20 protein-coding genes are annotated in these 22,096 nt (G+C 39.4%); 14 read left to right on the top strand and 6 right to left on the bottom strand.

Features of this window, described 5'->3' with window-relative positions:
* Positions 1–20: 20 nt before the first annotated feature.
* The 3 genes from fldA to AC2IP4_RS09470 all read right to left on the bottom strand — a co-directional run bounded on the left by fldA (position 21) and on the right by AC2IP4_RS09470 (position 1,692).
* Positions 21–548 carry a flavodoxin FldA gene (gene fldA / locus AC2IP4_RS09480; protein WP_486307100.1) on the bottom strand — a complete coding sequence of 176 codons (528 nt, stop codon included), beginning with the start codon at positions 546–548 and terminating at the stop codon, positions 21–23.
* A 58-nt stretch (positions 549–606) separates the two neighbouring features.
* Positions 607–828, bottom strand: a complete 222-nt coding sequence (locus tag AC2IP4_RS09475) for a DUF2788 domain-containing protein (RefSeq protein WP_060990435.1) — start codon at positions 826–828, stop codon at positions 607–609.
* An 87-nt stretch (positions 829–915) separates the two neighbouring features.
* A complete protein-coding gene (locus AC2IP4_RS09470) occupies positions 916–1,692 on the bottom strand; it encodes an alpha/beta fold hydrolase (protein ID WP_375322030.1) in 777 nt (258 codons plus the stop codon).
* Positions 1,693–1,786: 94 nt separating this feature from the next.
* Between AC2IP4_RS09470 and seqA the strand changes: the two genes are divergently transcribed.
* From seqA to AC2IP4_RS09455, 3 genes are all read left to right on the top strand, one after another.
* Positions 1,787–2,335 carry a replication initiation negative regulator SeqA gene (gene seqA, locus AC2IP4_RS09465; RefSeq protein WP_375322031.1) on the top strand — a complete coding sequence of 183 codons (549 nt, stop codon included), beginning with the start codon at positions 1,787–1,789 and terminating at the stop codon, positions 2,333–2,335.
* 48 nt (positions 2,336–2,383) lie between these two features.
* Complete coding sequence (pgm, locus tag AC2IP4_RS09460; protein ID WP_375322032.1) at positions 2,384–4,030, top strand: phosphoglucomutase (alpha-D-glucose-1,6-bisphosphate-dependent); 1,647 nt, start codon at positions 2,384–2,386, stop codon at positions 4,028–4,030.
* A 70-nt stretch (positions 4,031–4,100) separates the two neighbouring features.
* Positions 4,101–4,856 carry a Nif3-like dinuclear metal center hexameric protein gene (locus AC2IP4_RS09455; RefSeq protein ID WP_375322776.1) on the top strand — a complete coding sequence of 252 codons (756 nt, stop codon included), beginning with the start codon at positions 4,101–4,103 and terminating at the stop codon, positions 4,854–4,856.
* A 99-nt stretch (positions 4,857–4,955) separates the two neighbouring features.
* On the opposite strand, the gene AC2IP4_RS09450 is transcribed toward AC2IP4_RS09455, so the two are convergent.
* Positions 4,956–6,245 carry a citrate synthase gene (locus AC2IP4_RS09450; RefSeq protein ID WP_105054285.1) on the bottom strand — a complete coding sequence of 430 codons (1,290 nt, stop codon included), beginning with the start codon at positions 6,243–6,245 and terminating at the stop codon, positions 4,956–4,958.
* Between the two features lie 392 nt (positions 6,246–6,637).
* On the opposite strand from AC2IP4_RS09450, the gene sdhC reads away from it, so the two are divergent.
* The 9 genes from sdhC to AC2IP4_RS09405 all read left to right on the top strand — a co-directional run bounded on the left by sdhC (position 6,638) and on the right by AC2IP4_RS09405 (position 18,056).
* A complete protein-coding gene (sdhC, locus tag AC2IP4_RS09445; RefSeq protein WP_300177447.1) occupies positions 6,638–7,033 on the top strand; it encodes a succinate dehydrogenase cytochrome b556 subunit in 396 nt (131 codons plus the stop codon).
* Positions 7,027–7,374, top strand: coding sequence for a succinate dehydrogenase, hydrophobic membrane anchor protein (sdhD, locus tag AC2IP4_RS09440; RefSeq protein WP_375322033.1), 348 nt, complete (start codon positions 7,027–7,029; stop codon positions 7,372–7,374). Before sdhC ends, sdhD begins: the two co-directional genes overlap by 7 nt.
* A complete protein-coding gene (sdhA, locus tag AC2IP4_RS09435) occupies positions 7,374–9,140 on the top strand; it encodes a succinate dehydrogenase flavoprotein subunit (protein WP_375322034.1) in 1,767 nt (588 codons plus the stop codon). Before sdhD ends, sdhA begins: the two co-directional genes overlap by 1 nt.
* Before the next feature lie 14 nt (positions 9,141–9,154).
* The gene (locus AC2IP4_RS09430) at positions 9,155–9,868 is read left to right on the top strand and encodes a succinate dehydrogenase iron-sulfur subunit (protein WP_105054289.1); all 714 of its coding nucleotides are present in this window, start codon (positions 9,155–9,157) and stop codon (positions 9,866–9,868) included.
* A 107-nt stretch (positions 9,869–9,975) separates the two neighbouring features.
* The gene (sucA, locus tag AC2IP4_RS09425; protein WP_375322035.1) at positions 9,976–12,792 is read left to right on the top strand and encodes a 2-oxoglutarate dehydrogenase E1 component; all 2,817 of its coding nucleotides are present in this window, start codon (positions 9,976–9,978) and stop codon (positions 12,790–12,792) included.
* A gap of 19 nt (positions 12,793–12,811) precedes the next feature.
* Positions 12,812–14,023 carry a 2-oxoglutarate dehydrogenase complex dihydrolipoyllysine-residue succinyltransferase gene (odhB, locus tag AC2IP4_RS09420; RefSeq protein WP_375322036.1) on the top strand — a complete coding sequence of 404 codons (1,212 nt, stop codon included), beginning with the start codon at positions 12,812–12,814 and terminating at the stop codon, positions 14,021–14,023.
* 152 nt (positions 14,024–14,175) lie between these two features.
* A complete protein-coding gene (gene sucC / locus AC2IP4_RS09415) occupies positions 14,176–15,342 on the top strand; it encodes an ADP-forming succinate--CoA ligase subunit beta (protein WP_060990446.1) in 1,167 nt (388 codons plus the stop codon).
* Positions 15,342–16,214, top strand: coding sequence for a succinate--CoA ligase subunit alpha (sucD, locus tag AC2IP4_RS09410; RefSeq protein WP_065591447.1), 873 nt, complete (start codon positions 15,342–15,344; stop codon positions 16,212–16,214). The genes sucC and sucD overlap by 1 nt, the downstream gene beginning before the upstream one ends.
* 231 nt (positions 16,215–16,445) lie before the next feature.
* Positions 16,446–18,056 (top strand): methyl-accepting chemotaxis protein, encoded by a 1,611-nt coding sequence (locus AC2IP4_RS09405; protein WP_105054292.1) that lies wholly within the window; start codon positions 16,446–16,448, stop codon positions 18,054–18,056.
* Positions 18,057–18,110: 54 nt separating this feature from the next.
* Here the strand turns inward: AC2IP4_RS09405 and znuB are convergent, their stop codons facing one another.
* A complete protein-coding gene (znuB, locus tag AC2IP4_RS09400; protein WP_105054293.1) occupies positions 18,111–18,896 on the bottom strand; it encodes a zinc ABC transporter permease subunit ZnuB in 786 nt (261 codons plus the stop codon).
* A complete protein-coding gene (gene znuC / locus AC2IP4_RS09395) occupies positions 18,893–19,663 on the bottom strand; it encodes a zinc ABC transporter ATP-binding protein ZnuC (protein ID WP_486310210.1) in 771 nt (256 codons plus the stop codon). Before znuC ends, znuB begins: the two co-directional genes overlap by 4 nt.
* Before the next feature lie 88 nt (positions 19,664–19,751).
* On the opposite strand from znuC, the gene znuA reads away from it, so the two are divergent.
* On the top strand, positions 19,752–20,645 hold the full coding sequence (znuA, locus tag AC2IP4_RS09390; RefSeq protein WP_375322039.1) for a zinc ABC transporter substrate-binding protein ZnuA: 894 nt from the start codon (positions 19,752–19,754) through the stop codon (positions 20,643–20,645).
* Positions 20,642–21,982: a murein DD-endopeptidase MepM gene (gene mepM, locus AC2IP4_RS09385; protein WP_375322777.1), complete on the top strand. Its 1,341-nt coding sequence runs from the start codon at positions 20,642–20,644 to the stop codon at positions 21,980–21,982. Before znuA ends, mepM begins: the two co-directional genes overlap by 4 nt.
* Positions 21,983–22,096: the final 114 nt, after the last annotated feature.

The following is a 22,096-nucleotide window of genomic DNA, read 5'->3' as shown; positions in this document are numbered from 1 at the left end:
AAGAGCATCATGAATCAAAATTAGCCTTCTAATTCTGCAAGGCACATTTCTTCATGGATTTGTTTAACCCATGCAGTTACGCGCTCTTCTGTAAGCTCTGGTTGACGATCTTCATCAATACAAAGACCTACAAAGTTATTTTCATCAACGAGTGCTTTAGAAGCTTCAAATTCATAGCCTTCAGTTGGCCAGTAGCCAATAACTGTGCCGCCTTTAGCTTCAACGATATCACGGATGTTACCCATCGCATCACAGAAGTATTCAGCGTAATCTTCTTGATCACCACAGCCAAAGATGGCAACAAGCTTAGTCGAAAAATCAATGCCTTCTAATTCTGGGAAGAAATCATCCCAATCACATTGAGCTTCACCGTAGTACCATGTAGGGATACCTAAAAGAAGAAGATCGAAGTTATCAATATCTTCTTTGCTGCTTTTTGCAATGTCTTGAACATGAACGAGCTTTTTACCAAGCTGTTTTTGAATCATCTTGCCAATAGCTTCAGTATTACCTGTGTCGCTACCAAAGAAGAGTCCTACACTTGCCATATGATGAATACCTGTATTTGTCTGTATTAATTAAAAATAGATGTTATTAGATCAGTGATTAGCCTAGACCTGCACCTTCCCAGCTTAGCTGAATAATCCCTTTAGCAATGAAACCTGTACATCCTAAAAAGAGTACTAGCCAAACAATTTTTCGGCCAAAAGCAGGTACGTTTGCTTGCTTTAAGACATCTTTAATAGCCATACCGATAAAAAAGAATATCGAGGCAAACAATAAATCTAAACCAATAGATTCAATGAGATCAAAATGTTCATATAGCATGAGTTAGCCTTATCTTAGGTAAGTGACCTAAATCTGAACGAATAATTTGGCAAAACTATATCATAGCTTTGACATTGTTGGTATGGATTATCTATTACCAACTTTGGCTAAAAATCGACTTATGACCCGATAAATGACTTCAGGCTTTTCTGCATGGAGCCAATGACCTGTGCCATTTACAATATGTGCTTTAGCTTTTGGAAATTGCAGCATAATTTCTTTTTGATGTGAAGCTTGGATGTAATCGGAGTTTTCCCCTTTTATAAACAGAACATCTCCCGTAAATGGTGAGATTGGCTCCCAACCTATAATATGATGATAATTGTTTAATAATGCTGGGACATTAAAGCGTAAATTTAAGTGTTCGTTTTCTTTATATAATGACTTGCTTAGAAATTGTCGTACACCAGGGTCTACGATTGACGTCGCAAGTAATTGGTCTGCTTCTTTTCGAGTTGTTGGCGGAGTATCTATAATGCGTTGAAGACCTGAAAAAACAGCATCGTGTCTATGTTCTGGATAAGCAACTGGAGCCATGTCTAAAATAACTAATGAAGAGACGATTTCTGGTTTTTGACCAGATATTGCCATGACAACTTTACCTCCCATTGAGTGGCCAATGAGATGCGCAGATGAAATCGATAAGTGTTCAAGAAGCGTTATAATATCAAATGCGAGCGTTTGATAATTATGATCTTCTGAATGAAAAGAATGGCCATGATTTCGAAGATCAATACTGATCACTCGATAAGATGATTCTAATTGGCGTGCTAGAAGACCTAGATTATCTAAATTCCCAAATAAGCCATGAATTAGGATCAAAGGATCCCCATTTCCTTGTTCTTTATAGTTAAGTAGCTTCATTTTTCTGCGTTGTGTTAGGTTTGTCGTAGAGTATCACGATTATACAATGTATAATCGTGCCTTCATAAATAGATTATAGAATACGAACCATATAATGAAGACAATTGAAGTAGACGAAGAACTATACCGCTTTATTGCGAGCCAAACTCAACACATCGGTGAAAGTGCCTCTGATATTTTACGTCGTCTCTTAATGCAGTCATCATCTTTAGACTCTGTTATTTCTGTTTCAACACCTGTTGAAGTTCAGAAAAAGGGCATAGTAGTCAGTAAAGATGCTGGTAAAGAGGCATCTGTAGATCGCGTTAAAGCGGTACGTACCTTATTAATCTCTGATGAATTTTCCGCATTAGATAAAGCGATTGATCGTTTTTTAACTGTGCTATCAGAATTATATAAAATTGACTCAAAGGCGTTCTCTGAAGCGACTGAAGTAAAAGGAAGAACTCGAGTTTATTTTGCAGACAATCAAGAAACGTTGATTGCAAGTGGTAAAACAACCAAGCCCCGTGAAATTAACGGCACTCCATTTTGGGTTATCACTAATACAAATACTAATCGCAAGCGCCACATGGTTGAGTTGTTGATGGAGCGTATGGGTTTCCATCATGATTTGACAGAAAAAGTGTGCGCGGCGATTTAATTTTTTGAGTTACAGCTCAAAATATAATTTGTCACAAGGAATCGTCAAATGGCTATACATCCTCGTGCTGGGCAGAAAGCTCAGCAAGAAGATTTACACAATATCCCAGCATTAGTCTCTAATTATTTCTTATTAGAGCCTGATGCATCAAATCCAGATCAAAAAGTACAATTTGGTACTTCGGGTCATCGTGGGACGGCAGATAAAGCAACGTTTAATCAACATCATATTTGGGCTATTGCTCAAGCTGTTGCTGATGTACGTAAGGAAAATGGGGTAGCAGGGCCGCTTTTCTTAGGTAAAGATACGCATGCTTTGTCTGAACCGGCTTTCATTTCGACTATTGAAGTATTAGTTGCTAATGGCGTGGAAGTTATTATTCAAGAGAATAATGGCTACACACCAACTCCAGGTATTTCTCATGCAATCTTAACGCATAACATTAAATTTGATGATAAAGCTGATGGTATTGTTATTACTCCTTCTCATAACCCACCTCAAGATGGCGGCATTAAATATAATCCGACTCATGGGGGACCTGCAGAAGGTGAGTTAACGACGGCAATTGAAAATCAAGCCAATCTACTTATCGCAAATGAATTGAATGGGGTAAAACGTATTCCAATCAATGAAGCGATGACATCCGATCTAGTTAAACAAGTGGATTTAGTGAAGCCATATATTGATGATTTAAAAAATGTCGTTAATATTGAAGCGATTCAAAAAGCAAATTTAAAATTAGGCGTAGATCCATTAGGTGGTTCTGGTATTGAATACTGGCGTCAAATTGGTCAAGCATTTGATCTGGATTTAACTCTAGTAAGTGAAGCGATTGATCCATCATTCCAATTTATGTCGTTAGATAAAGACGGTGTAGTACGCATGGATTGTTCTTCACCTTATGCAATGGCTGGCTTGTTATCATTAAAAGACGACTACGATTTAGCCTTTGGTAATGATCCTGATTATGATCGCCATGGTATTGTTACGCCATCAGGCTTAATGAATCCAAATCACTACCTGGCTGTATGTATTGATTATTTATATCGTAATCGTCCAGCTTGGAAAGCAGAGGTCGCTGTAGGTAAAACTCTAGTATCTTCAGCTATTATTGATAAAGTAGTTGCAGATTTAGGCCGTGACCTATGCGAAGTCCCAGTTGGCTTTAAGTGGTTTGTTGATGGTTTATACGCTGGTTCTCTTGGTTTTGGTGGTGAAGAGAGTGCTGGTGCATCTTTCTTACGCTTTGATGGTACACCTTGGTCAACTGATAAAGATGGTATTCTTTTATGTTTACTTGCGGCTGAAATCACAGCAATTACAGGTATGAATCCTCAAGAGTACTACAATAAATTAGCTGCTCAACATGGTGAATCAAGCTATAACCGCATTCAAGCAGTAGCAAATAAAGCTCAGAAAGCAGTATTAAGTAAGCTATCTCCAGAAATGGTATCAGCAACAACGCTTGCTGGTGATGAAATCACTGCTCGTTTAACGCATGCTCCAGGTAATGGCGCTGCAATTGGTGGTCTTAAAGTAACAACAGCTAATGGTTGGTTTGCTGCTCGTCCATCAGGAACAGAAGAAATCTACAAGATTTACTGTGAAAGCTTTAAAGGTGCAGAGCACTTAGCATTGATTGAGCAAGAAGCTCAAGAGATTGTAAGCAATGTGTTTAAAGACGCTGGCTTATAATTAAACCAGTTAGAATGGATAAAAAGCAGCGCATGTCGCTGCTTTTTTATTATTAAAGTGGGTAGTAATGATGAATAACTTTCAGTTAGAACAACTATTAAATAAAGAATTAAAACCTCAATTTATTAAAGATTATTGCCCTAATGGACTGCAAGTTGAAGGGAAGAAGGAAGTCTTAAAAATTATTACAGGTGTAACTGCTTCTCAAGCACTTATTGATGCTGCAATCGAAAAAAATGCAGATGCTTTGTTAGTCCATCATGGCTATTTCTGGAAGGGTGAAAGTGAGTCAATTAAAGGGATGAAAGGTAATCGTATTCGGTCTTTAATTAAAAATGACATTAATCTATTGGCTTATCATCTTCCTTTAGATATTCATCCGACACTTGGTAATAATGCTGAATTAGCACGTTTATTTTCGATTCTAAATGTAGAAGGCCTAGAGGCAACACCTCAATCTATCGCAATGAAAGGGGTATTTGACGTTGCACTATCTGGTGAAGATCTGGCTTTAAGGATTGATCAAGTATTGAGTCGAAAACCTTTGCACATTACACCAGATATACATAAAGACATTAAAACAGTAGCGTGGTGCTCTGGTGGTGGGCAAGATTACATTGAATTAGCTGCTCAACAGGGTATTGATGCATTTATTTCTGGTGAGGTATCTGAAAGAACGACGTATATCGCGCGTGAGTTAGGTATTCACTATTTTGCCGCAGGTCATCATGCGACCGAGCGTTATGGTGTTAAGGCTCTGGGTGAATGGTTAGCGAAAGAGCAGGGTTTTGATGTGGAATTTATTGATATTGATAATCCAGTATAGTACCTATTTGGAATAATAAAAAAGGTTGATGTTAATACATCAACCTTTTTTGTTTATAAGTCTAACGATTTAAATCCGATTCTGAATTTAAGCTCAGGACTATTCACGTTCATGAAGTGGTTTAAACTCACGAAGCTCTTCACCAGTGTAAAGCTGACGAGGACGACCGATGCGGTTATTTGGGTCACTGTGCATTTCACTCCAGTGTGCAATCCAACCAACAGTACGAGAAAGTGCGAAGATTACAGTAAACATAGATACAGGAATACCAATAGCTTTCAAGATAATACCTGAGTAGAAATCTACGTTTGGATACAGCTTCTTAGAAACAAAATATTCATCAGAAAGCGCAATACGTTCAAGCTCCATTGCAACATCTAACAGTGGATCTTTAATATTAAGTTCTTTCAGTACTTCATGACACGCTTCACGCATTACGGTTGCACGTGGGTCATAGTTTTTATAAACACGGTGACCAAAGCCCATTAGACGGAATGGGTCATCTTTATCTTTTGCTTTTTCAACGTATTCATCAATGTTATCAAGAGAACCAATCTCTTCAAGCATACGTAGACATGCTTCGTTTGCACCACCATGAGCAGGGCCCCATAGTGAAGCAATACCTGCAGCGATACATGCAAATGGGTTAGCACCAGAAGAGCCAGCTAAACGTACAGTCGATGTTGAAGCATTTTGTTCGTGGTCTGCATGTAACGTAAATATTTTATCCATAGCACGAGCGACTACAGGATTTACTTCGTATTCTTCACATGGGTTTGCAAACATCATGTGTAGGAAGTTTTCAGCGTACGTTAAGTCATTACGCGGGTAGATAAACGGCTGGCCAATAGAATACTTGTAACACATGGCAGAAAGCGTTGGCATTTTAGATAACAGTCGGAATGCTGCGATTTCACGGTGTTCATCATTACTAACATCTAATGAGTCGTGATAAAAAGCAGCTAAAGCTCCAACAACACCACACATAACAGCCATTGGGTGAGCATCACGGCGGAAACCATGGAAGAAGCTTGAAATTTGCTCATGGACCATAGTATGGCGAGTCACGATATCTTTAAACGCTTCGTATTCCTCACGACTGGGTGCTTGGCCATTAAGTAGTATGTAACAAACTTCTAAGTAATCTGCATTATTGGCTAATTGATCAATAGGAAAACCACGGTGTAATAGAACACCTTTGTCACCGTCGATATAAGTTATTTGAGACTCACAAGATGCAGTGGCAAGAAAACCTGGGTCAAATGTGAAGTAACCACTTGCTCCTAATTTTCGCACATCGATCACTTCAGGACCGATGGTACCGTCCATGATCGGCATGTTTACTGGGGCCTGACCTTCGATGTGAAGAGTTGCCTTTTTATCAGCCATAACATTCTCCTTTTGTTATATTTTTATATTATCCCGGATATGAGAGTGACAACTTTGTACCCATTACACGGGCTAATGTCAATTTTTGTGCGCTTATGTGTGCACTTGTTTATATTTTTAATGAAAATAAAGTTAATTTTCTGTGGTGTGATGTAGGTATTATTTAACCGTTTGTAATCAGATGTTTCACATCGTATACTGCGGCTGAGTTTCTGTTCTGTCCCTTATATTATATAGGGTTAACGAGATTTTCATCTACTTAAAAATAGAGTTAGATTTGTTAAATAACTCACATAAAGAGATGTTGCTCACAATGAAAGTTATGAAAATGTTAAATTTGAATAACTTTTGATAGAACAGAGGTATCTATAACAATAAAATGCTCAATGGAGCTGAGTGAGCCCCTTGTGAAAGTTAAAAAGTCAAGACCTGTCAACCTAGATCTACAAACGATCCGTTTTCCCTTAACGGCTATCGCCTCAATTTTACATCGCGTAAGTGGTGTAATTACTTTTGTTTCTGTTGGAATACTGCTTTGGTTGCTCAACCTATCGCTTTCTTCGCCTATTGGATTCGCACAAGCCGCTGATTATATCGATGGTTTTTTTGTGACGTTCATTATGTGGGGAATTCTGACTGCGCTTGCTTATCATATAGTTGTTGGTATTCGTCATTTATTGATGGATATGGGCTACTTTGAAGAGCTTGAGTCAGGTACTCAAAGTGCTAAAGTTGCGTTTGCAATTACAGCGGTATTATCTCTTTTAGCAGGAGTATTGGTATGGTAGCTAACGTATCTTCATTTGGTCGTAATGGCGTACACGATTTTATTTTAATTCGTGCCAGCGCGATCATTCTTACCCTCTACACACTATATATTGTTGGTTTCTGTGCATTTGGTCCAGAACTGACTTACCTATCATGGACAAACTTCTTTGGCGGTTTGTTTACAAAAGTGTTTACGATGCTAGCACTGCTTTCCATATTAATTCATGCATGGGTTGGCTTATGGCAAGTACTCACTGATTACATTAAACCTATGCTGTTGCGTGCTCTGCTTCAATTAGGTTTAGTGTCTGTTCTTTTAGGATATTTCTTCTCTGGTTTAGTTATTGTGTGGGGTGTGTAGTGAGTATTGCTGTTAGAGAATTTGACGCCGTAGTAATCGGTGCGGGTGGTGCAGGTATGCGAGCTGCGCTACAAATTTCAGAACAAGGTTTATCATGTGCCTTGTTATCAAAAGTATTTCCAACTCGTTCTCATACAGTATCAGCTCAAGGTGGTATTACCGTTGCTCTTGGTAATGCACACGAGGATCACTGGGAACAACATATGTACGATACGGTAAAAGGCTCTGATTATATTGGAGACCAAGATGCTATCGAGTACATGTGTAAGAATGGACCTGAATCTGTTATCGAATTAGAAAAAATGGGTTTACCGTTTTCTCGTTTTGATAACGGTACTATCTATCAACGTCCATTTGGCGGTCAGTCTAAGAATTTTGGTGGTGAACAAGCGGCACGAACAGCTGCTGCAGCGGACCGTACTGGTCATGCTTTACTTCATACTTTATACCAACAAAACATTAAGCATAAAACGACGATTTTTTCTGAATGGTATGCGCTTGATCTTGTTAAAAACGAAGACGGTGCAATTTTAGGTTGTACTGCTCTTTGTATGGAAACAGGTGAAGTTTGTTACTTTAAATCTAAAGCAACTATTCTTGCTACCGGCGGAGCTGGTCGTATTTATGCATCAACAACTAATGCACACATTAATACTGGTGATGGCGTTGGTATGGCCATTCGTGCTGGCGTTCCAATGCAAGATATTGAAATGTGGCAATTCCACCCAACGGGTATCGCAGGAGCGGGTGTTCTTGTAACGGAAGGTTGTCGTGGTGAAGGTGGTTACCTACTGAATAAAGATGGTGAACGCTTCATGGAGCGCTATGCTCCAAACGCGAAAGACCTAGCAGGCCGTGATGTTGTTGCTCGTTCAATGATGGTCGAAATCCGTGAAGGCCGTGGTTGTGATGGTCCTTGGGGTCCTCATATTAAGCTTAAATTGGATCACCTAGGTAAAGAAACGCTTGAATCTCGTTTACCTGGTGTGTGTGAGTTGTCTCGTACCTTTGCTCACGTAGATCCAGTAAAAGAACCAATTCCAGTTATTCCTACTTGTCATTACATGATGGGGGGTGTACCAACACAAGTTTCAGGTCAGGCGATTAAACAAAATGACGCAGGTGCAGATGTTGAAATTCAAGGTCTATTTGCGTGTGGTGAGATTGCCTCAGTGTCAGTACATGGTGCTAACCGCTTAGGTGGTAACTCTCTGCTTGATTTAGTGGTATTTGGTCGTGCAACAGGGCTACATTTAGGTGAAACTCTGAAGAAGCAAGCCGAAGCTAAACCTGCAACTGATGCCGATATTGAAGCCTCTCTTGAGCGTTACAATCGTTGGGAAAACAGTACGGGTGGTGAAGATCCAGTTCAAATCCGTAAAGATTTACAACAATGTATGCAAAACAACTTCTCGGTATTCCGCGAAGGTGATGCAATGGCAAAAGGTCTTGAAGAGCTTAAAGTGATTCGTGAACGCCTTAAAAATGCTTATCTTGCTGATAAATCAACAGAATTTAACACACAGCGTATTGAGTGTTTAGAGTTAGAAAACTTGATGGAAACGGCATTTGCGACGGCAGTTGCAGCAAACTACCGTACAGAAAGTCGTGGAGCGCATGCTCGTTTTGACTTCCCTGAGCGTGATGATGCGAATTGGTTATGTCATTCAGTGTATAACCCTGAGACAGAATCGATGACTAAGCGTGGTGTGAACATGGAGCCAATCCATCGTGAAGCATTCCCACCTAAAGCACGTACGTACTAAGAGAGGGCAGAAAGATGAAATTAAATTTTTCAATCTACCGTTACAACCCTGATGTAGATAATGCTCCTCACATGAAGGCGTATACGTTAGAAGTAGAAGAAGGTTCTGATATGATGGTGCTAGATGCACTTATTTTATTGAAAGAACAAGATCCTACGCTATCGTTTCGACGCTCATGCCGTGAAGGAGTGTGTGGTTCTGATGGTTTGAATATGAACGGTAAAAATGGACTGGCATGTATTACGCCATTGTCCGAACTTATTGGTAAAGGCGATCTTGTTATTCGCCCACTACCAGGTTTGCCTGTCGTTCGAGATCTGATTGTCGATATGGCACAGTTCTATGAAAATTATGAGAAAGTAAAACCCTTCCTAATCAGTGATGGTGCAACACCGCCTTCAAGAGAAAACCTACAATCTCCTGAAGAACGTGAGCATTTAGATGGATTATATGAATGTATCATGTGCGCATGCTGTACGACATCGTGCCCGTCATTCTGGTGGAATCCTGATAAGTTCATCGGACCTGCAGGTCTGCTTGCCGCGTACCGTTGGCTAATTGATAGCCGTGATACAGCGACAAATGAACGTTTGTCTAATTTAGACGATGCTTTCAGTGTTTTTCGTTGCCATGGCATAATGAATTGTGTAAGTGTATGTCCTAAAGGGTTAAACCCAACAAAAGCAATTGGTCATATTAAGACGATGCTATTGAAAAAAGCGGTGTAACCGATATCTCCTCAATTAATATGTTGAATAAGGCATATTAATTGAGACTTATAAGCCCGGCGCAAAAGACCGGGATATACGTGAAACTACTGGATTAAGGGAAAATAATGCAGAATAGCGTGATGAAGGCATGGTTTGAGTCTTCACATTTAGCTGGCGCTAATGCAACGTACGTAGAAGATCTCTACGAACTCTATCTCAGTGACCCGGAAATCGTTAGCGATGAATGGAGAAACGTTTTTGATTCGCTTCCAGTTGATAAAACTGGTGTATCAGAGCAAGCCCATTCCCCTGTACGAGGTTATTTCCGTCGTCTTGCGAAAGAAACAAAGCAAGTTAGTGCTCAAGTTAATGATCCAGATGTAGATGCTAAGCAAGTAAGAGTATTGCAATTAATTAATGCATACCGTTTCCGTGGTCATCAAAATGCCAATTTAGACCCATTAGCATTACAGCAACACGAATATGTTGCAGAGTTAGAGCCTTCTTTTCATAATTTAACTACTGATGATTTTTCAGAAACATTTAATGTAGGTTCTTTTGCTTCAGGGCAAGAGACAATGAAACTTTCTGATCTATATGAAGCACTACGTGGCACTTATTGTGGCTCTGTCGGTGCTGAATATATGCATATCACCAATACAGAAGAAAAACGTTGGATTCAGCAACGCTTAGAGTCTGTTGCAGGCAAGCCAACTTTTACTGCTCAAGAAAAGCTGACTTTTCTTGAAGAGTTAACCGCTGCCGAAGGGCTAGAACGATACCTCGGCGCTAAATTCCCAGGAGCGAAGCGATTCTCACTGGAAGGTGGCGATGCCATGGTTCCTATGGTGAAAGAAATTATTCGTCGTGCTGGTGAAAATGGTGGTCGTGAGGTCGTCATTGGTATGGCTCACCGTGGCCGATTGAACATGCTTATCAATGTTCTAGGTAAAAAACCGCAAGATTTATTTGATGAGTTTGCTGGTAAGCATGGCGAATCATGGGGAACTGGGGATGTTAAATATCACCAGGGCTTCTCTTCAGATTTTGCAACGGCAGGTGGCAATGTTCATTTAGCTTTAGCGTTTAACCCATCTCATCTTGAGATAGTTAACCCAGTAGTCATTGGTTCGGTTCGTGCTCGTCAAGATCGCTTAAATGATACAACTGGTGATAAGGTTATTCCTATTACTATCCATGGTGATTCTGCTATTGCAGGTCAAGGCGTGGTGGCTGAAACATTTAACATGTCTCAAGCGCGTGCATTCCAAGTGGGTGGTACGGTTCGTATTGTTATTAATAACCAAGTTGGCTTTACAACGTCGAACCCTAAAGATACTCGCTCTACTCAATATTGTACTGATATTGCGAAAATGGTTCAGGCTCCGATTTTCCATGTTAATGCAGATGACCCAGAAGCCGTCGCTTTCGTTACTCGCATCGCGTTAGATTATCGTAATGAATTTAAACGTGATGTCGTGATTGATTTGGTTTGTTATCGTCGTCATGGTCATAATGAAGCCGATGAGCCAAACGCAACACAGCCATTGATGTATCAAAAAATCAAGAAGCATCCAACGCCTCGTAAGATTTATGCTGATACATTGATTGAGCGTCAAGATATTGAGCTAGAAACAACAACACAACTTATTAATGAATACCGTGATGCGTTAGATCATGGTGAAGTTGTGGTGAAAGAATGGCGACCAATGCAATTACATAATGTTGATTGGACTCCATTTATAGGTCATGAATGGAATATGGAATGGGCAAATCAGTTTGATAAAGATCGCTTAGTCGAACTGGGTCAACGAATTTGCCAGTATCCAGAAAGTCATAAATTACACAGTCGTGTAAATAAAATGTGTAATGACCGTATTTCAATGGTCGCAGGTGAAAAAGCAATTGATTGGGGCATGGCTGAAACTCTCGCTTATGCAACGTTAGTTGACGAAGGTAAACGAATTCGTATTACAGGTCAAGATTCTGGCCGAGGTACTTTCTTCCACCGTCATGCAGTGCTTCACAACCAATCAGATGCGAGTACTTACGTACCTTTAGCTAATATCCATGATAAGCAGGGCCCATTTGAAGTGCATGATTCAGTACTATCAGAAGCGGCAGTACTTGCGTTTGAATACGGTTATGCAACGGCTGAACCTGGTGGTTTGACTATTTGGGAAGCGCAATTTGGTGATTTTGCCAACTGTGCACAAGTAGTTATTGATCAGTTCATTTCGTCTGGCGAGCAAAAGTGGGGCCGCATGTGTGGTTTAACTATGCTATTACCTCATGGTTATGAAGGCCAAGGTCCTGAGCATTCATCTGCACGACTTGAGCGTTTCTTACAAATGTGTGCTGAGCAAAATATGCAAGTTGTTGTTCCATCAACACCTGCACAGGTTTATCACATGCTTCGTCGTCAAGTGGTTCGTCCTATGCGTCGTCCATTGATAGTGATGTCACCAAAATCGCTGCTTCGTCATCCATTATGTACATCATCCCTAGAGGAGCTTTCGGAAGGTAATTTCCAACCTGCAATTCCAGAGATTGATGCACTAGATCCTGCGCAAGTGAAGCGAGTGGTGTTCTGCTCTGGTAAGGTTTACTTTGACTTATTAGAGCAGCGTCGGGTGAATGAACAGAATGATGTTGCGATTGTTCGAATTGAACAGCTTTACCCATTCCCTAAAGAAGAAGTAGAAGCCGCTATCGCGCAATATACGAATGTAGAGGATTATGTTTGGTGTCAAGAAGAGCCTCAAAACCAGGGTGCTTGGTATTCTAGTCAGCATAACTTCCGTTCGGCATTGCCTGCGAATGCAATCTTACATTATGCAGGACGTCCAGCGTCTGCCTCTCCGGCAGTTGGCTATATGTCAGTGCACGTGAAACAACAGAAAGCGTTAGTTGAAGACGCTCTTACCCTAGATAAGAACTAGAAAGTATAGGAAAACGGATATGACAATCGAAATTCTGGTTCCAGATTTACCTGAATCTGTAGCAGACGCTACTGTAGCAACATGGCATAAACAACCAGGTGATACAGTTGAGCGTGACGAAATACTTGTAGACATTGAAACTGATAAAGTAGTTCTTGAAGTACCGGCTCCAGAAGCGGGAGTACTAGAAGCTATTATAGAAGAAGAGGGTGCAACCGTACTTTCTAAGCAATTACTTGCTAAAATTAAGCCGGGTGCTGTTGTTGGTGAGCCGACAAAAGATGTGACAAATGAGACTGAATCTTCTCCAGATAAGCGTCATACGGCGTCTTTATCTGAAGAAAGCAACGACGCTTTGAGTCCCGCGGTTCGTCGCCTTCTAGGTGAGCATGATATCGCACCTTCTGATGTAAAAGGCACTGGTGTGGGGGGGCGAATTACTCGTGAAGACGTTGACGCTCATGTTGCCGCGTTAAAAGCAGCACCACAAACTGAAAAAGCAGCGGATAAACCAGCAGAATCACTTGCACATCGTAGTGAAAAGCGAGTACCGATGACTCGGCTGCGTAAAACAGTCGCGAGACGTCTGTTAGAAGCGAAAAATAACACAGCGATGTTAACGACATTTAATGAAGTAAACATGAAACCAATCATGGAGCTTCGTAAACAATATCAAGAGCAATTTGAAAAACGCCATGGTACACGTTTAGGTTTCATGTCTTTCTATGTGAAAGCGGTAACTGAAGCGCTTAAACGTTACCCTGAAGTAAATGCGTCAATTGATGGTGATGATATTGTTTATCATAATTATTTTGACATTAGCATGGCGGTATCTACACCGCGAGGTCTAGTTACTCCAGTACTAAAAGACTGTGATGCACTTGGTTTTGCTGATATTGAAAAAGGCATCAAAGAATTAGCTATTAAAGGCCGAGATGGAAAATTAGCGGTTGAAGATTTAATGGGTGGTAATTTTACTATTACTAACGGCGGTGTATTTGGCTCACTAATGTCAACGCCGATTATTAATCCACCTCAAGCTGCAATTTTAGGTATGCATAAAATCCAAGATCGCCCAATGGCAGTGAATGGAAAGGTAGAGATTTTACCAATGATGTACTTAGCACTGTCTTATGATCATCGTTTAATTGATGGTCGTGAATCTGTAGGCTTCCTAGTAACAATTAAAGAGTTACTTGAAGATCCTGCTCGTCTATTACTAGACGTTTAATAATAAACGCCTTTTAACAGACAAAGGCTGTCATGCTCACGGCAGCCTATTATTCAACTTCATTATTGGATAAAAATAGAAAGATGCCTTAGAGCGTCTTAGGACATTAAAAATTCCCATTAAAGGGAATAACATAAAATGGATAGAACATAATGAACCTACATGAATATCAAGCAAAGCAACTCTTTGCAGAATATGGCCTTCCTGTACCTGAAGGTTACGCTTGTGATACCCCTCAAGAAGCTTTTGAAGCAGCAGGACGAATCAGCACTGCTAAGAAAGTGGTTAAATGTCAAGTTCACGCCGGTGGCCGTGGTAAAGCGGGTGGTGTTGAACTGCATGATACAAAAGAGGGCGTTAAAGAGTTCGCTCAAAAGTGGTTAGGTAAAAACCTAGTGACTTACCAAACAGATGCTAATGGTCAGCCAGTATCTAAAATCTTAGTTGAAGAAGCATCCAACATTGCCAATGAACTATATCTTGGCGCGGTAGTTGATCGTGCGACACAACGTATCGTGTTCATGGCATCAACTGAAGGTGGTGTGGATATTGAAAAAATTGCAGAAGAAACACCAGAGCTTATTCACCAAGCTGCGATTGACCCACTAGTAGGTCCTCAAGCTTACCAAGGCCGTGAATTAGCATTCAAACTTGGCTTAGAAGGCGATCAAATTAAGCAATTCGTTAAGATCTTTATGGGTCTAGGCGACATGTTTGCTCAGTATGACCTTGCTTTGCTAGAGATTAACCCTTTAGTTATTACAGCTGAAGGTTCTCTCCTTTGTTTAGATGGTAAAATCAACATCGATTCAAATGCAATGTATCGTCAACCAAAACTTCGCGAAATGCACGATCCATCTCAAGAAGATGAGCGTGAAGCGCATGCTGCTCAGTGGGAATTAAACTACGTAGCACTTGATGGAAGTATTGGTTGTATGGTTAACGGTGCTGGTCTTGCTATGGGCACGATGGACATCGTAAACTTACACGGCGGCCAACCAGCTAACTTCCTTGATGTTGGCGGCGGTGCGACAAAAGAGCGTGTAACTGAAGCGTTCAAAATCATTTTATCAGACAGCAATGTTAAAGCCGTTCTAGTAAACATCTTTGGTGGTATTGTACGTTGTGACCTAATCGCAGATGGCATCATTGGTGCTGTTGAAGAGGTGGGTGTAGAAGTTCCTGTTGTTGTTCGCCTTGAAGGTAACAACGCACCACTAGGTTCACAAAAACTGGCTGAAAGTGGCCTAAATATCATTGCGGCTACTTCATTAACTGAAGCGGCTGAAAAAGTTGTTGCTGCTGCGGAGGGCAAATAATGTCTGTACTAATTAATAAAGATACAAAAGTTATCTGCCAAGGTTTCACTGGTGGTCAAGGTACGTTCCACTCTGAGCAAGCGATTGATTACGGAACCAAAATGGTTGGTGGCGTATCACCAGGTAAAGGTGGTCAAGTTCATCTTGGACTTCCTGTGTTTAACACCGTTCGTGATGCTGTTGAAGCAACTGGAGCAACAGCTTCTGTTATTTATGTACCGGCTCCTTTCTGTAAAGACGCAATCCTTGAAGCAATCGATGCTGGCATTAAGCTTATCGTAACGATAACAGAAGGCATTCCAACACTTGATCTTCTTGACGTTAAAGTTCGTCTAGATGCAGAAGGCGTAGTAATGATCGGTCCTAACTGCCCAGGTGTTATTACGCCTGATGAATGTAAGATTGGTATCATGCCGGGTCATATTCATAAGAAAGGTAAAGTTGGTATTGTGTCTCGCTCTGGTACGTTAACGTATGAAGCAGTTAAGCAAACAACGGATGAAGGCTTTGGCCAATCAACGTGTGTTGGTATTGGTGGGGACCCAATTCCTGGTTCAAACTTTATCGATATTTTAAAACTGTTCCAAGAAGATCCAGAAACAGAAGCCATTGTAATGATTGGTGAGATCGGCGGAACAGCGGAAGAAGAAGCTGCTGAATTCATTAAGCACAATGTGACGAAGCCTGTAGTGTCTTATATTGCAGGTGTTACTGCTCCTCCAGGTAAGCGTATGGGTCATGCTGGTGCGATTATCTCTGGTGGTAAAGGAACTGCTGAAGATAAGTTTGCTGCATTAGAAGCAGCAGGAGTTAAAACGGTTAAGAGTCTTGCCGACATAGGCAAAGGCCTACGTGAAGTGACTGGTTGGTAATCATTTAAACCAATACATGAATAAAGCAAAAGCCATTTATAGAAATATGAATGGCTTTTTTGTATTTGTAACTCTTTGAAATATTTTGTTACGTTTGAGTGGGTAAAAAGAAGTATAGACAATAACCAATCCTTTGATAAGATTCGGCGCTTTTCTTTCTAAGGACATATTTAAAAGAACTCAAAGAATGACTAGCACTACTATTAATGGTTATTTAATTTGAGAATACACATGCAATTTAATACTAAATCTAAGTACGTCATTATTTATTTAATTTTTTCTGCTGCAATGTTTGGGTCTATTATTATGGGCGCATACAATGTTAGGTATACATTGGAAACAAATAACGTAACAAGGCTAGAAAATTTATTAACTAATGCTAAAAATACGATTGCAACCTTAGAGCAAAAAGTAGTTTCTGGTGAATTAGATGAAATTAAAGCAAAGAAATTAGCTAGTGAATTAATGCAAAGCTATGCTTATTCAGATAATGAATATATCTGGATGACAGATGAAAACTTGGTATTTTTAGCTGCGCCTTTAGATCCACAAATTATTGGTCAATCGTTTGAGAATATTGTCAGTGCTGAAGCAAAAAGCCATATCCTTCGTAACCTTACTATCGCTGACCAAGTAATTACGTATTCTTGGTTTACTACTAGAGACAGTATAACGACAGAAGTAAAATCTATAGCGGTTAAAACTAGGTCTTGGAACTGGTATTTAGGTAGTGGCGTTCAAGAGAAAAAAGTGAACGATACTTTTTATTCATTTCTTATTGAAGGTTTAACTATTGGTTTTATTGTCAATTTATTTATTGGCTTTGTTATGTTTTTTGCAGTGCGCAAATATAATAAAACGTTAGGTAATGAACCAGATGTCATTTTAAATGTTATTGACCGAATCTCTCGTGGAGATTTAACTCATATTAATGATACAGATTCTATGCATATCGGTATCTATGGTCGAATTCTTGATATGGCAAAAAATATTAAAGAATTAGTGACAGATATTAATAAATTAACGTTTGAGTTAAGTGAATCGTCTCACCACTTGTCTTCTTCTGCTCATACTATGAATATCAGTATGAAAGCTCAAACTGAACAGTTGGGACAAGCAGCTGTAGCAACAGATCAAGTTGTTGTTAGTATTGATGAAGTGACTAAAAGTGCTATTCAAGCAACCAATTCAGCTTTAGAAGTAAATAATACGTCAACGTATTGTATTAATACCATTGGAAGCATGAATAATGATATGCAAACCTTAGCGGTTAACATAAAAGATGTTGCACAGGTTATTGGAAATTTACAGGTAAAAACAGAAAATATAGGCAGTATTTTAGATGTTATCCGTAGTATTGCTGATCAAACAAATTTATTAGCGTTAAATGCCGCGATTGAAGCAGCAAGAGCAGGTGAAAGTGGAAGAGGCTTTGCTGTTGTTGCTGATGAGGTGAGATTACTTGCAAGTAGAACTCAAGACAGTACGGCTCAAATATCTAATATGATTGCCGAATTGCAAGATGAAGCGATAAAATCAGTGACTTTAATGCAAAGTAATTCTGACGATGCTCATCAAATTGCAGAGAAAACGGTGACGACTCAAAATACAGTGAGTTCTATTTTTGAATCTGTTGCAATTATACAAACAATGAATAGTCAAATTTCGGCGTCAACAGAAGAGCAGTTAGTCGCGATATCTAGTGTTAACCAACTTATTGCAGAAATTAATACTTTTGCGAAAGAGAACGCATCAGATGTGGATGCAACTGAAAAGCAGTCGGAAAGATTAGGTTTGATGGCTGATAACTTAACAGCGATAGTGAGTCGATTTAAGCTTTAAGATATTATAGATAAAGCAATACTGTTGTAGGCAGTATTGCTTAATTTTATAGAGTTAAGTATGTGCTTTTTTTAGTTGAGATAGCATAAATATAGCAGCACCAGAAACAACGACGGAAGGACCCGCAGGAGTATCGTAGTGCCATGATAGTGCTAAACCTGCAATAACAGCAATACAACCAAAAATTGAAGCTAACAAGACCATTTGCTCTGGCGATCGAGAAAAGCGTCTCGCTGTTGCTGCTGGAATGATCAGTAATGAAGTAATGATCAACGCTCCCACAAACTTCATTGAAATTGCAATGACTAACCCAACCATTAGCATCAAAACTAAACGCATTAAATCTACATTTACCCCTTCAACTTGGGCCAACTCTTCACTAATTGTTGATGAAAGTAGTGGTTTCCATACGATATATATCAAACCTAAAACAATGATGACGCCAGTATAAATATAAATTAAGTCATCATAAGTAACGGCAAGTAAATCGCCAAACAAATAAGACATTAAATCAACGCGCACATTATCTAAAAAGCTAACAGCAACTAAACCTAATGATAGTGAGCTGTGAGCTAAAATACCTAACAGTGTATCCGTGGCGACTAAGCGCTGCTTTTGTAAAGTAACTAAGAGTAAAGCAATCGCAACACAACAAACGATTAAAGCCAGATTTAAGTTTATGTCGAATAAAAAGCCAAGAGATAGACCTAATAATGAGGCATGAGCCAACGTATCACCAAAATACGCCATTTTACGCCATACAACAAAAGAGCCTAACGGTCCTGCAAGTAGTGCAATGCCTAATCCAGCTAAAAGGGCAGGAAGTAAAAACTCAATCATGATGACGCCTTTTTATTTTTACTGCAGCATGAACCGTCACTTGGTTCACCAGATAAATCATGGTCATGGCGATGGTCATGATGATAGAAAGCTAATTGTTGATCTCGTTGTTGACCAAATAATGCAATATATTTAGGGTGCTTTGAGATAGATGCAGGAGCTCCAGAGCAGCAAATATGATGTTGAAGACAAATTACTTCATCTGTTTTTGCCATTACAAGGTGTAGGTCATGTGAAACCATAAATACAGCACAGTTAAAACGATGACGAATGGATTCAATTAACGCATATAAGCTGATTTGTCCTTGAATATCGACGCCTTGAGCTGGTTCATCAAGAACGAGTAAGTCAGGGCGTTGCAACAAGGCTCTGGCAAGCAATACGCGTTGTGATTCTCCGCCAGATAGTTTATGCATATTAGAATGAAGTAAATGTTCTGCTTCAACGAGTTTCAAAGCGTCAAGGTGTTCTTGTTGGCTGTACTTTCCAGCTAACTTTAAAAAGCCTTGCACAGTAAGAGGAAGAGAATCATTTAGATGTAATTTTTGCGGTACATAACCAATGCGTAATTTTTTTTTTCTTGTAATTAGACCGCTGGTTGGTTTTTGCAATCCAAGAATCGCTTTCACTAATGTTGATTTGCCAGCACCATTAGGGCCAATCAGTGTGATGATCTTATTTGGTTCAATCGATAATGAAATATTATCGAGAACATGGCGGCCGTCAAAGACAACGCAGACATCTTGTAAAGTGAGTAAAGTAGTCATTTTTAAATAAGAGTCGTTTGCAATTAGTAAGTGTTATAATGTAACATTTTAGAAATCCAATCGCCATCACATTTTTTAAGAGAAGCAAATGAATAAAAAAATTCAATTTATCGTACTGTGTTTATGCACTCTAGTTGGGACTCAAGCCCAAGCTATGACTGTATTATCTTCAGTAAAACCGATTCATTTAATCGTACAAGAACTTACCGGTGGTGTCTCCGAATCTACCTATTTAGTTCCACAAAGTGCCTCTCCTCATGATTATGCATTACGCCCTTCAGATATAAAGAAAGTGAAAAAAGCAGACATGATCATTTGGTATGGGAATGATTTGGAACCTTTTTTAAGTAAAATATTAGAAGATCAAAAAAATGTAGTAACGATTAGCCAGTTTAGCTCTGTTGATTTCTTCCATTTTGATCAACATGATCATAGTGATCACGCCGAAGAAGTGGGTCATCATCACAATACTGATCCTCATTTTTGGTTAGGTCCAAAGGAAACCCTAGCTGTCGCAAAAGAGGTAACCGTACAGCTGATTAAAAAGGATCCATTGAATAAAAAACAATATCAGTCTAATCTTGCCGTGTTTGAAAATAAGTTAACACAGGCAGTGAAGACAATTTCAGACCAATTGAAACCAGTGCAAGATAAGGGGTACTTTGTATTTCATGACGCATATGGCTATTTTGAACGTTATTTTGAAATGAATAACTTGGGGCACTTTACGGTGAGTCCGGATAGAAAACCGGGTGCAAAAACTTTGATTAATATAAAAAAATCACTTTTAAATCAGCAAGCAGTATGTGTCTTTTCAGAGCCTCAGTTTGAGCCAGCAATTGTAACAACAATTACGAGAGGCACAGAGGTACATAAAGGTGAACTTGATCCTTTAGCGATACATCAAGCTGATGAAAAGGGTGCTTATTTTATATTTTTGTCAACCATCAGTAATGAGTTATCACGTTGTCTAAGTCAATAAAATATAAAGAAGCTATAACAGCTAGATTTGATACGCTATCTAAAAGGCATAAGTTTGTTCTATTGTCTTTGTTCCTATTTACTTGCGCTATTTTCATCTGGAAACCAACACATAGCTTACAGAGTACTTCTTCTGTTTCCAATAGAAGTGAAGTTTCTCTATCAAGTGAAAACCTTCAAACATTAGCAGATCAAAACAGTGAGCCAGTAGGTACAATTTTTGATCCCAATGATCCTGAGTTTAATGCGCCTAAAGATGAACTAGATGAGCAATTAGCCGCTAAAGATATCTTACATTCTCATACTGTCACCTCAGGTGAGACGCTAGGTGCTATTTTTAATCAATATGCATTGCCAATGTCTGATATGTATTCATTATTAGAAGTGAATAAATCGGCAGCTAATATGCGTGTTGGCGTTGATTTAGAGTGGCAACAGGATGAAGATGGAAAGTTAACAGAGCTTAAAATTCATCGAAACATTAAAGATACGGATATTTATTCTTGGACGGGTGAAAAATATAGTTTTACTCAGCAAGAAGAAAAGGGAGAAATTAAACCTGTTTTTCTTTCAGGAAGGGTAACTAGTAACTTCTATAATTCAGCGCGTTCAGCAGGGCTAACCCCTGGTCAAATTCAAACATTGGCAAAGCAATTACAGTGGAAATTTGATTTTGGTAAAGAAGCTCGCAAAGGTGATAAGTTTGCCGTTGAAATTGATAAAGAATTTATTGACGGTAAAGCAGTATCATCTGGTGAGGTTAAAGCAGTATTGTATGAAAACTCTGGTAGAGAGATCACGTTAGTTAAGCATACAGATGACCATTATTATGATGTTCAAGGTCGCAGCTTAAATCGAGCATTAGAGCGCTATCCAACACATCAACGTTTTAGAATTAGTTCTCCATTTGATCCTTATCGAAAGCATCCAATCACTGGACGAATTTCGCCACATAATGGAACTGATTTTGCGGCACCTGTTGGCACCTCTGTTTATGCAACTGGTGATGGTGTGGTTGTTCGAGCATTACATCATCCCCTTGCTGGTAATTATGTCATTATCAAGCATGGCCGTGAATACATGACTCGTTATCTACACTTGAGCAAGATTTTGGTTAAAAAAGGCCAGAAGGTATCAATGGGAGATAAAATTGCGTTAAGTGGAAATACCGGTCGTTCAACAGGTCCACATTTACATTATGAATTGATTAAAAATGGTCGAGCAGTAAACTCAATGAAAGTACCTTTACCACAAGCGTCACCGGTAAAAGAATCTGAACGAGCGCACTTTAAGCAACAGGCTAAATTGACGATTGATGCTTTGCGTGACCAAGTTTAAATTTAATTTTTAACCTTTCTTGGCCCTTTTTATTTTAAATAATAGAAAGGGCTTTTTTACTTCGTTGCTATATGGACAGAGTTTTTCTATCATGTTGATACTTTTTCTCTTTTT

This window comes from Aliivibrio thorii, assembly GCF_057368585.1.
Note: the sequence above shows the minus strand (reverse complement) of the source record. Positions and strands in the feature narration are given on the sequence as shown.